General features: G+C 74.8%; 7 protein-coding genes. 2 read left to right on the forward strand and 5 right to left on the reverse strand.

Features of this window, described 5'->3' with window-relative positions:
- Positions 1-26: 26 nt before the first annotated feature.
- Positions 27-2405 (reverse strand): ATP-dependent Clp protease ATP-binding subunit, encoded by a 2379-nt coding sequence (locus tag LCD31_RS23835; protein ID WP_224961466.1) that lies wholly within the window; start codon positions 2403-2405, stop codon positions 27-29.
- Positions 2406-2463: 58 nt separating this feature from the next.
- Complete coding sequence (locus LCD31_RS23840; RefSeq protein ID WP_224961468.1) at positions 2464-3888, reverse strand: MFS transporter; 1425 nt, start codon at positions 3886-3888, stop codon at positions 2464-2466.
- Between the two features lie 128 nt (positions 3889-4016).
- Between LCD31_RS23840 and LCD31_RS23845 the strand changes: the two genes are divergently transcribed.
- On the forward strand, positions 4017-4205 hold the full coding sequence (locus LCD31_RS23845) for a hypothetical protein (protein WP_224961470.1): 189 nt from the start codon (positions 4017-4019) through the stop codon (positions 4203-4205).
- A gap of 14 nt (positions 4206-4219) precedes the next feature.
- Here the strand turns inward: LCD31_RS23845 and LCD31_RS23850 are convergent, their stop codons facing one another.
- The 3 genes from LCD31_RS23850 to LCD31_RS23860 all read right to left on the reverse strand — a co-directional run bounded on the left by LCD31_RS23850 (position 4220) and on the right by LCD31_RS23860 (position 7160).
- Positions 4220-4603, reverse strand: coding sequence for a hypothetical protein (locus tag LCD31_RS23850; protein WP_224961472.1), 384 nt, complete (start codon positions 4601-4603; stop codon positions 4220-4222).
- Between the two features lie 181 nt (positions 4604-4784).
- Positions 4785-5435, reverse strand: a complete 651-nt coding sequence (locus tag LCD31_RS23855; protein ID WP_224961474.1) for a phosphoribosyltransferase — start codon at positions 5433-5435, stop codon at positions 4785-4787.
- 81 nt (positions 5436-5516) lie between these two features.
- Complete coding sequence (locus LCD31_RS23860; protein WP_224961476.1) at positions 5517-7160, reverse strand: ABC-ATPase domain-containing protein; 1644 nt, start codon at positions 7158-7160, stop codon at positions 5517-5519.
- Between the two features lie 563 nt (positions 7161-7723).
- On the opposite strand from LCD31_RS23860, the gene LCD31_RS23865 reads away from it, so the two are divergent.
- Positions 7724-8521 carry a lysozyme gene (locus LCD31_RS23865; RefSeq protein ID WP_224961477.1) on the forward strand — a complete coding sequence of 266 codons (798 nt, stop codon included), beginning with the start codon at positions 7724-7726 and terminating at the stop codon, positions 8519-8521.
- Positions 8522-8666: the final 145 nt, after the last annotated feature.

Consider the following 8666-nt stretch of genomic DNA (forward strand, 5'->3'; position numbering starts at 1 on the left):
TCCGGCTCGGCGCGCTGCCCGCCGGGTCAGGCGGGGGCGCTGGTGCGGCGGTGGGCGGGTGCGGCGTGGCGGCCGCCTGCGGGTCCGGGACGGGCGGCGGAGACGTGCAGGGACAGTTCGCCGCCGAGGACGTCGACGAGCACGTCTCCCCCGACGGTGAGGGACCCTTCCAGCAGCAGGGACGCGAGCCGGGTGTCGAGGTGGCGCTGGATGGTGCGCCGCAGCGGGCGGGCGCCGAATTCGCCGCCTGCGCCGCGTTCGGCCAGCCAGGCCATGGCGGCGGCGGAGACCTCCATGCGGATGCCTTGTTCGCGCAGCTGCGCGGCGGTGCGTTCCAGCAGCAGCGAGGTGATCTCGGCGAGTTCGCGGTCGCCGAGGGCTTGGAAGACGGTGACCTCGTCGATGCGGTTGAGGAATTCGGGGCGGAAGAACCCGCGCAGGTCGTCGAGGAGCGCGTCGGCGAGTTCGTCGGCGGGTGCGGTGGAGTCGAGGATGCGGTCGGCGCCGATGTTGGAGGTCATGATGATCACGGTGTTGCGGAAGTCGACGGCGCGGCCTTGGGAGTCGGTGAGGCGTCCGGCGTCGAGGACCTGCAGCAGCGTGTTGAACACGTCGGGGTGGGCTTTTTCGACTTCGTCGAGCAGCACGACCGAGTAGGGCTGGCGGCGGATGCGTTCGGTGAGCTGCCCGGCTTCCTCGTAGCCGACGTAGCCGGGTGGGGCGCCGATGAGGCGGGAGACGGTGTGCTTGTCCTGGAACTCGCCCATGTCGAAGCGGGCCATGCGGTCGGCGTCGCCGAACAGGGCGCGGGAGAGGGCGCGGGCGAGTTCGGTCTTGCCGACACCGGTGGGGCCGAGGAACAGGAAGCTGCCGATGGGCCGGTCGGGGTCGGCGAGCCCGGCGTGGGCGCGGCGAACGGCTTCGGCCACGGAGCGCACCGCGACGGGCTGGCCGACGACGCGTTCGGTGAGGCGCTGTTCGAGGTCGAGCAGGCGGCGCCGGTCCTGGTCGGAGACTTCGGCGACGGGGATGCCGGTGCGGCGGGCGACGACGTCGGCGACGTCGGTGGCTTCGACCAGCGGTTCGGCGGCCCAGGAGGTGCCGCCGCGGCGCATCCGCACCCGGGAGCAGGCTTGGTCGAGCAGGTCGAAGGCCTTGTCCGGCAGGAACCGGTCGGTGAGGTAGCGGTCGGCGAGGCGGGCGGCGGCGTCGAGGGCGTCGGGGGCGATGCGGACGTGGTGGTGGCGGCGGTACTTCTCGGCGACGCCGTGGAGGACGCGGATGGTGTCCTCGACGGACGGTTCGGGTACCAGGACGGGTTGGAAGCGGCGTTCCAGCGCCGGGTCCTTCTCGACGTGCTTGCGGTACTCCTCGACGGTGGTGGCGCCGATCAGGTGCAGTTCGCCGCGGGCGAGGGCGGGTTTGAGCATGGTGCCCGCGTCCATGGAGCCCTCCCCCGCGCCCGCGCCGACGATGCTGTGCATCTCGTCGATGAACACGACGACGTCGTCGCGGTGGGTGCGCAGTTCGGTGAGCACGTCGCGGAAGCGCTGTTCGAATTCGCCGCGGAACTTCGCGCCGGCGACCATGCCCGCCAGGTCCAGGGACACGAGGCGCTTGCCGGCCAGGGGCCAGGGCACGTCGTGGTCGACGATGCGCTGGGCGAGGCCTTCGACCAGGGCGGTCTTGCCGACGCCGGGGTCGCCGATGAACACCGGGTTGTTCTTGGCGCGGCGGCCGAGGACTTCGATGGCCTGGTCGATCTCCTCGTCGCGGCCGATGACGGGGTCGAAGGCGCCGTTGCGGGCGAGTTCGGTCATGTCGAGGCCGAACTCGTCCAGGCGCGGGGTGGCGCTCAGCGAGCCGGGGCCGCTGCGGGTGCCGCGGGGTCGTTCGCCGCCTTCCATGGCGCGGGCCAGGGCGCGCCCCGCGACGGATTCGGGGTCGTGGGCCAGGCCCAGCAGCACGTGGCGGGCGCCGACGACTTCGGCTCCTTCGCCGAGGGCCTGCTGGTGGGCGCCGAGCAGGGCGCGGCGCGCGGAGGACGACAGCACGGGGGCGCGGCGCGGTCCGCCGGCGACGGCGTCGACGGTGCCAGCGACGGTGCGCACGCCGGTGGCGAGGTCGGTGACGCGGACACCGGAGTCGGCGAGCATGCGGGCGGTGGAGTCGACCTGGGTGACCGCCCACAGCAGGTGGGTGCTGTCGAGTTCGCGGCTGCCCCAGTCGACGGTGGCGTGGATGGCTTTGGAGACCACGTCGTGGGCTTCGGGGTCGAGGAGGTTGGCCAGGCCGAGGCCGCCGGGGCCGTGTTCGGTGCGGCGCTGCTCGCCGCCGCCTTCGACGAGGCTGTTGAGCAGCGAATCGAATGCGGCCGACGCATCGCCTGCACTGCCCCGATCCACTGGTGCACCTCCTGCCGCGGCGGGCACCGGTCGTGCCCGCACCACGCCACCATAGTGATCAACTCTTCTGGGTCGGGAACGCACCGCCCGCGCGGCGCCCGGTGGCGAGCCGTTCCCGCAGCGCTCCTGCCAGCAGCACGGCGCTGATCACGGCTACGACGGTACCGAGCCGGTGCAGTCCGGCGTCAGCGGCCGGTCCGGCGAAGCCGAGTTCGATGACGGCGGCGGCGATGTTGGCGCCGACGTACTGGGAGGTGCGGTAGAGCCCGGAGGCCATGCCGGCGTCGGCGGCGTCGGCCTGTTGGTAGAGGGCGGCTTGGTTGCCGATGTTGTTGAACCCGTTGGGCAGGCCGAGCAGGGCGGCGACGCCGAGCAGCGGCACCAGGTCGCTGGCGGAGTGCAGGAAGGTCAGCCCGAACCCGCCGGCCAGCAGCGCCACCGACCCGACCAGCAGCACGGGCCGGTGCCCGCGGCGGCGGATGACGCGCCCGGCCACGGCCACCGAGGCCATCGCCAGCAGCGCGATGGGCAGCACGACCAGCCCTGCCTGGTCGGGGCTGAGGCCGCGGGCGTTCTGCAGCCACATCGGGTAGCCGTAGAAGACGGTGTAGAAGGCGACGTAGGTCAGCGCGGTGCGCAGGTAGGTGCCGGTCAGCGGCCGGTTGCGGGCGAGCATCCGCACGTCGGCGAACGGGTCGGGCACCCGCAGTTCCCAGGTGGTGAACGCGGCGACGAGCACGGCCAGCAGTCCGAGCAGCCACCAGCGGGGTTGTTCGGCCAGCGACAGCAGGAACAGCATGAGCACGGCGATGCAGCCGGTGAACAGGGCGGCGCCGGGCAGGTCGAGGCCGCTCAGCACGGCGGTGGTGCTGGTGGGTGGCCGGGGCGGGTCGGCGGGCAGGTGGCGCCAGGCTGCGAGGCCGACGGCGAGGCCGAGGGGCACGTTGATCAGGAAGATCGATTGCCAGCCCTGCCAGGACACCAGCAGTCCGCCGACGACGGGGCCGAAGGCGATCATGACCTGTCCGCCGATGGCCAGGGCGCTCAGCGCCCCCGCGGGCAGGGCGGTGCCGCGGCGGTCGGCTTCGGCGCGCAGCATCGCGACTCCAGCGGGGAACGCCGCACAGGTGCCCAGGCCCAGCAGGATGCGCAGCGCGATCAGCCAGCCGAGGTCGGGTGCGAGCGGGGCGAGCAGGGAGCTGAGCACGGTGAGCACGAGGGAGGTGGTGAACACCCGGCGGGCGCCGATGCGGTCGGCCAGGCGCCCCGCGGTGGGCGAGCCGATGGCGGTGGCCAGGTACAGCCCGGAGATCAGCCAGGACGCGGCCGCGCCGGCGTGGAACTGCTGCCGGATGTCGACGAGGGCGACGGCCATGGTGGAGGCGTTGAGCGCTTGCAGCACGGTGCCTGCGGCGATGGTCAGCACGAAGCTGCGCGGCAGTGCTCGGTCGGTGCCGGTCTCCTGGACGTCGTGTGCGGTCACGTCACCCCACACTAGTTCGTTAGCGTGCCTAACTTCGGTGATCGTGGGATACGCCTCCCGGGCGGCGGGATTCGACCACCCGGACGACGGGTAGGCGAGGGACCCCCGATGAAGGAAGGTGAGCGCCGATGCAACGCGGCAGCGACAAGCACGGACCCGCGCAGGACGACGCGCTGGAGCAGGACGTGCGCGGACTCCTGCAGGGCAACCACCCCACCCGCGCCCAGGAGGAGCTCGACGCCGAACCGCCCGCCGACGACGACCCGGCCGCGCTGCGGCCCGAGCCCCCGGCACCGGGCGACGAACCCGAGGGCTGACCGGCGCCGCGCGGTCAGGCGGAACGTTCGGCGGCGTCCACCGCGTCCGCGAGCCGGGTCAGTTCGCGGCTGACGTGCACGAGGCGTTCGGCCACGACGCTGGCGTGCCCGGACAGGGCCCCGGCGTGCCCGGTGGCGCGCAGCCATTCGGTGACGCCCGCGACGCCGGCGGCCATGCCTTCGGCGGTGGCGGCGAAACCGCGGGTGGCGAGTTCGAGGTCGGCGACCGAGTGCGGCATGGCCGGGTCGCCGAGCCGTTCCCCGAGGACCCGGGCGGCTTCGCCGACCTGGAGGGCGACCTCCGCGGTGTAGCCGCCGTCGTCGACCCCGGGCCGCCTGCCGGCGGCGCGCCGCTGCGTCGGCGCCGCTGGGTGATCGGAGTGCGCGGGAAGGGTCATAACAGCTCAGCCAACCCCACGGAACCGGTGGAGACCACACCTTCGGGGCGAAAGTTCTCGGAAACAACCCGTTTCCCGCACAACCCCACGCCTGGGTTGCGCATTCCGCAACGCATGCTCTTGGGATGTGGGACGGACGCGGACCACCGGCCACCGCGGCGCCGTCACCACAGGTGACCGGTCAGGAAGACGACCCCAGCAGCCGCGCCACCTGCTCGTCGGTGGTCGCCGCGAAGCTCCCGTACCACTGCCCCACCGCGCTGAAATCCACCGGCCGCAGCACGCACACCACCTCGTCGGCCTCCGCCCGCAACGCCTCCACAGCGTCCGGAGCACCCACCGGCACCGCCAGCACCACCGACCGCGGCGCGGACTCCCGCACCATCCGCACCGCGGCCCGCGCCGTCGCCCCCGTCGCCAACCCGTCGTCGACCAGCAGCACGTCCCGCCCGCCGACCTGCGGTGCCCGGCCCCCGCCGAAACGCTCCTCGCGGGCCCGCGCGGCGGCCCGCTCCCGCTCGCACGCCTCGGCCAACGCCGACTCCGCCACCCGGAACGACCGCAGCAACCGCTCGTCGTAGCTCGGCGGGCCGTGCGCGGTCACCGCGCCCAACGCCAGCTCCGGCTGCCCGGGAGCACCGATCTTGCGGGCCACCGCCACCCGCAGCGGCGCCCCCAACCGCTCGGCGACCCGCGCCGCCACCGGCACCCCGCCACGGGCCAGGCCCAGCACCACCGGCCGCACCCATCGCTGCTGCGCGAGCTGCTCGGCGAGCACCTCACCCGCGTGCTCGCGGTCCCGGAAGCGCCCTGCCCCACCGAGCCCCGGCATCGTCGAACCTCCGTTCCCGAGGCGACCCTGCCACCACCGTGTGCCCGCCGCGGGCCCGGCGGGAAACCCGGTTCCCACCGATCAGTCCCGGAACGCCGCCACCCGCAACGTCCGCAACCGGTTGAGCGCCGCGGCCAGCTCGAACCGGCGCGGCACCGCGAAATCACCTGCGTACCGCTCGTCCACCCCGGCCACGCCGCGCTCGGCGACCCGCTGCCCGAACCCGTCGAGGACCTCGGCCACCGTGCGCGTCCCGTCCAGCAGGCCCGACCGCACGCACGTCACCAGCGCCAACCCGATGCCGGTGACCTGGCTGGGATCCACCAGCTGCTCGACGGCCCGCAACTCCACCGTCGACTCCCCCAGCGTCAGCGCATCGGTGCCGCGGGCCCGCACCTTCGGCCGCTGCCCCTCGATCGAGGACGGTGCGGGGATGCGGGCGCGCACCGGCGGGAACTCCTCGGCCTCCCGGCTGCGCCCGGTCGGGGTCGCCGCCAGCGCCCTGGCCCGGTCGGTGACCTCCCGCGCCTGGTAGGAGTCCATCATCAGCACCCGGTCGGCGACGTCCATGTAGTCGCCCGACCCGCCCATCACCAGCACCGTGGAAACCCCGCGGGACCGCGACAGCGGCCGGATCAGGTCCAGGAACGGCGTCAGCGGCTCGGACTCCTTGGCCACCAGCGCCTGCATCCGCGCGTCCCGGATCATCAGGTTCGTGGCCGCGGTGTCCTCGTCCACCAGCAGCACCCCCGCCCCGGCCTCCACCGACTCCACGATCGCCGCGGCCTGCGAGGTCGAACCGGAGGCGTTGTCGGTGGAGAAGTCCGCGGTGTCGGCACCGGTCGGCAGGTGGCTCACGAACGGGCTCACGTCCACCCGGTGCACCCGGCGCCCGTCCTCGGCGCGGACCTTCACCGTGTCCTCGCGGCTGACGACCAGTTCGCGCCCGTCGCCGGGCACGTGGTCGTACACGCCGTTCTCCAGGGCGCGCAGCAGCGTGGACTTGCCGTGGAACCCGCCGCCGACGACGAGGGTGATGCCCTCCCCGATGCCCATGCCGGTCACCTCACCCCGGTTGGGCAGGGTCACCGACACCCGCATCGACTCCGGTGAGCGGAACGGCACCGCGCCGGGCAGGGGGCGTTCGTCGACACCGCTGCGCCGCGGCAGCACCGCGCCGTCGGCGACGAACGCCACCAGGTCGCGGGCGGCGAGCTCCTCGCGCAGCGCGTCGGTGTCCTCCACCGACTCCACGAACTCCCGCAGCCGATCCTGCTCGGCGGTGGCGTAGCGCAACGCCGCCTCCACCACGTCCGGCACCCGGTCGCACAGGGCGCGTTCGGCGGCGCGGCCGTCGATGCTGCGCCCGCGCCCCGGCAGGTCGATGCCCAGCCGCAGCCGCACCCCGCCGCCGGGCAGCAGCTGGCAGGAGCTGCGGTCGAGGACCTGCTGGCGGCCGGCGTCGACGCGCAGCCCGCTGTCGCGCAACCGGTGCTCGGCGGCGCGCACCAGGAATCCCGCGACCGCCCGCGCCCGCACCGGGGTGGAGCGCAGCTGCTCGGGCAGGCCCGCGGTCCCGGGATGCACCCGCACCTCGCAGCGGCTGGCCGGGGCGTAGGGGTCGGGTTGGACGCGCTGCACTTCCAGGTCGAACCCGTCGAACGACCAGTCCCCGGTCAGCGTCTTGTAGCGGCCGTAGCCGGCGCCGTGCAGGTCGCGCAGCACCGAGCGCAGCCCGGCGGCATCGCGCGGCCCGGAGTGCTGCTGCGGCCCCCGGTCGCGGGGGGGGGGGGGGGGGGGGGGGGGGGGCCCCGCCCGGGGGGGGGGCCCCGGGGGGGGGGGGGGGGGGGGGCGGGGGCCGCCCGGGCGGCCGCGGGGGCGGGGGGGGGGGCCCCCCCCCGCGCCCCCCCGGGGGCCCGCGCGGGCCCGGGGGGGGGGGGGGGCCCCCGGGGGGGGGGGGGGGGGGGGGGGGGGGGGGCGCCCCCCGGGGGGGGGGGGCCCCCCGGGGCCGTGGGTTCGTTCTGCCATGGCCCGACAGGTACCCGACGCGGCGGCGAATATCCACTCCGCTGCGCTCGGGTCACGGTCGGGCGACTGAGATCGGGCGGGTTCGCGATCAAGCGGTTATCCTCCGCCCGCACGATCTTCGACCCGGTCGATCACCGACGGTGGCGGCCGGCCGTGCGCCGACCGGACGTCCCGCACCTAGGAGGCGAACCGCCGTGCCCGTTCCCCGACATCCCCGCCCGTCCCGGAGCCGCCGGCTGCGCCACGGGCTGACTGCCGCGTTGACCGGTGCGCTGCTGGCCGCGATCGTGTCCCCCGCCCTGCCCGCGCGCGCCGACGGCGCGGACGCGGCGCCGCGCCTGGACCGCGCCGACCCGGACGGGGCGTGGGCCGGTTACAGCGTGGGCCGTTCCGCCACCGAGGACACCGACCGGTCCGGTCCGCAGCTGCGGGGCCCTGGAGTGGCGGGCATGGACGTCAGCGGCCACCAGGGTGCGGTGGACTGGCCGCGCGCGTTCGCCGACGGCGCCCGGTTCGCCTACGTCAAGGCCACCGAGGGCATCGGGTTCACCAGCGACAGCTATCCGCAGCAGTACGAGGGTTCGCGGGCGGCGGGCATGATCCGCGGCGCCTACCACTTCGGGTTGCCCGACAGCTCCACCGGCGCCGAGCAGGCGCACTACTTCGTCGACCACGGCGGCGGGTGGGTGCCGGACGGGCGGACGTTGCCGGGGGCGCTGGACATCGAGTCGAACCCGTACGGCGACGAGTGCTACGGCCTGTCCCCGGAGCAGATGTCGGGGTGGATCGCCGACTTCAGCGGCACCTACCAGGCCCGCACCGGGCGGTTCCCCACGATCTACACCACCACCCGCTGGTGGGACCAGTGCACGGGGGCGAATCCGGACTTCGCGGCGAACAACCCGCTGTGGCTGGCCCGGTTCGCCCCGGAGATGGGGCCGCTTCCCGCGGGCTGGGACTACCAGGCGATCTGGCAGTTCGACAACGCCGGGGTGTTCCCGGGCGATCAGAACACCTTCAACGGGAACCCGGGGCAGCTGGAGCGGTTCGCGATGTGAGCGGCCCCCGGGACGCAGCGGAGGGGGGGGGGGGGGGGGGGGGGGGGGGCGGGGGTGGGGGGGGGGCCCGCCCGCCGGCCGGCCCGAACGGGGGGGCGCCGGGGGCCGGCGGCGGCGGGAGGCGGGGCGAGCCCCCCCAGCCGGG

Origin of the sequence: Saccharopolyspora sp. 6M, from assembly GCF_020176775.1 — a bacterium.
Taxonomy (GTDB): Bacteria; Actinomycetota; Actinomycetes; order Mycobacteriales; family Pseudonocardiaceae; genus Saccharopolyspora_C; species Saccharopolyspora_C gregorii.

Coding starts and splice junctions, on each gene's coding strand:
- LCD31_RS23845 (WP_224961470.1), top strand. CDS start 4,017: ATGCAACGCGGCAGCGACAAGCACGGACCCGCGCAGGACGACGCGCTG.
- LCD31_RS23850 (WP_224961472.1), bottom strand. CDS start 4,603: ATGACCCTTCCCGCGCACTCCGATCACCCAGCGGCGCCGACGCAGCGG.
- LCD31_RS23855 (WP_224961474.1), bottom strand. CDS start 5,435: ATGCCGGGGCTCGGTGGGGCAGGGCGCTTCCGGGACCGCGAGCACGCG.